This window comes from Streptomyces sp. SID5910 (assembly GCF_009862125.1).
Lineage (GTDB): Bacteria > Actinomycetota > Actinomycetes > Streptomycetales > Streptomycetaceae > Streptomyces.
In genome coordinates this window covers 1-1,352 of the sequence record NZ_WWHX01000514.1, presented here as the reverse complement: position 1 = coordinate 1,352, position 1,352 = coordinate 1, and the positions used below count along the sequence as shown (strand labels likewise).

1 protein-coding gene is annotated in these 1,352 nt (G+C 75.6%); it reads right to left on the bottom strand.

Annotated features, from left to right (window positions below; genetic code table 11):
• Positions 1–1,079: AAA family ATPase (locus GTW67_RS18410; protein WP_161165919.1), on the bottom strand; the 1,079-nt coding region annotated here is incomplete at its 3' end.
• Between the last annotated feature and the right edge of the window lie 273 nt (positions 1,080–1,352).

Below are 1,352 nucleotides of genomic sequence, written 5' to 3'. Positions count from 1 at the left end.
GTGGACAGCGCGGCGTGCGCGGCCCGCCGTTCCGGCGCCGGCGCCTCGGCGTACAGCGCGGCCGAGATCAGCGGATGCGCGAACCGTACGGCCGGGCCCTCCGGGTCGGTCGCCAGCAGGCCCAGCTCGGCCGCCTGCGCGGTCTCGGCCTCGGCGTCGGCCCGGCCCGCCGCGTGCAGCAGGGCCGGGGTGGGCCGGGCGCCCGCGCTGGCCACCAGCAGGGTGCGGCGGGCCTCCTCCGACAGCATCTCCAGGCGGCTGAGCACCAGCGCGCGCAGCGAGGTCGGCACCGGCAGCGGCTCGCCCGGCCGGGGCGGGGTGGGGCTCTCGGCCAGGGCGCGGCCCAGTTCCAGCGCGAACAGCGGGTTGCCGCCGCTGGTGCGGTGGATGTCGCGGACCGTGGAACGGGGCAGGCCGGAGTAACCGCGCTGGTCGAGCAGCGCCGACACCTGGGCGCGGGTCAGCGGCTCCAGGCGCACCGCCCGGGTGTCCGGCGGCGAGGCGCGCAGATGGCGGTCGTACTCCTGCCCGTACTCCTGACCGTCGGTCCGCACCGCGCACAGCAGCCGTACGGGGGTGTCGCCCAGGCGGCGGGCGGCGAAGCCGAGCAGCTCGGTGCTGGCCGGGTCCAGCCACTGGAGGTCGTCGGCGACGACGAGGACGGGGCCCCCGGCGGCGAGGGCGCGCAGCGCGGACAGCACGGCCAGGCGCAGCGCGAGCCCGTCCCGCTGGAGCGTGGACTCGCCGCGGCCGGTGAGGGCCGACTCCAGCGCGGTGCGCTGCGCGGCGGGCAGGGCGCCGGACACCTGGTCCAGCACGGGGCCGAGGAGGTCGGCGAGGGCGAGGAAGGGGAGATGGGATTCGGACTCCGTGGCCGAGCAGCGCAAGACGGTGCGGGCCGTGCGGGCATATTCGGCGGCCAGTGTCCGCAGGACGGCCGACTTTCCAATTCCGGCGGGGCCGTGCAGAAGCACACTGCCCCCACGGGTGAGCTGCTCACGCGCCGCGCCGAGGGGTGCCTCCCGCCCGATGACCAGCTCGGAGCGGCCCCCGGCAGGCTCCGTGAAGTCCCGTGGCACGGTGACCGCTCCCCTCGCGTGTCGTGTCCCGGCCAATATTAGGCATCGGCGCAATGAATTACGGGGGACCGAGGAGGTGAGGGAAATAACAAGCCGATGAACCCAGAATACAAAGCCGCTCACACCAGCCCCGCCAGGGGCGCGGGGAACTGCGCGCCCAGCCACGACGACGCCGCACCCGAACAACCACACCAGCCCCCGCACACGGCCCCCGGGGCACTCGCAACCAAGACGTCCACACCAGCCCCGCCAGGGGCGCGGGGAACTGCGCGC